Source organism: Parafrankia sp. Ea1.12, assembly GCF_900465275.1.
Lineage (GTDB): Bacteria > Actinomycetota > Actinomycetes > Frankiales > Frankiaceae > Parafrankia > Parafrankia soli.
In genome coordinates this window covers 1-777 of the sequence record NZ_UBIZ01000051.1, presented here as the reverse complement: position 1 = coordinate 777, position 777 = coordinate 1, and the positions used below count along the sequence as shown (strand labels likewise).

Annotated in this window: 1 pseudogene; it reads right to left on the bottom strand. The window is 69.4% G+C overall.

Going from position 1 to position 777, the window contains the following annotated elements:
• A pseudogene (locus FMEAI12_RS00250) lies at window positions 1–777 on the bottom strand (helix-turn-helix domain-containing protein); the annotation flags it as partial.

Genomic DNA, 777 nt, shown 5'->3' with positions numbered 1-777 from the left:
TCGCGCGACGTCGATGCCGGCTCCGGTGAAGACGGCGTCGAAGGAAGCCGTGAACTTGGTGTCGCGGTCACGGAGGGGGAACTGGAACCGGTGGCCACGTTCGTCGAGGTCCATCAGTAGGTTCCGTGCCTGCTGGGTGACCCAGGCTGCGGTCGGGTGCTTCGTGGTCCCGAGAACATGGACGTGGCGGGTGGCGTGTTCGACGACGAAGAACACGTAGATCCGTTGCAGGAACACGGTGTCCACGGTGAAGAAGTCGCAGGCCAGCAGGCTGGAGGCCTGGGCGGACAGGAAGGTGCGCCAGGAGGTGTCGGCCCGGCGGGGTGCGGGGTCGATGCCGGCGCGGTGCGGGATCCGCCAGACGGTGGCGACTCCGACCGGGTAGCCCAGCCCGGCGAGTTCTCCCTGGATCCTGCGGTGGCCCCAGGTCGGGTTCTCCCGTGCGAGGCGCAGGACCAGCTCGCGGATCTCCCGGCGGACCGGCGGCCGACCGGGCGACTTCCGCGGGTAGGTCCGTTTGCGTGCGAGGAGGTCACGGTGCCAGCGCAGCACGGTGGCCGGGGTGACGAAGAACGAACCCCAGCTGGACCGGGGCAGCAGCCGGGACAGGGCTGCGAGGATCACCCGATCCGCCGGTTCCAGGACCGGGCCGGTTCACCTGCCGGCGCAGCACCGCCACCTGATGTCGCAGGACAAGGAGCTCCACGTCTTTCGCGGTGTCGCCGCGCACGCGGAGCAGCATCAGTCCGAGAGTGTTGCGTGTCAGGGCGTAGAGCA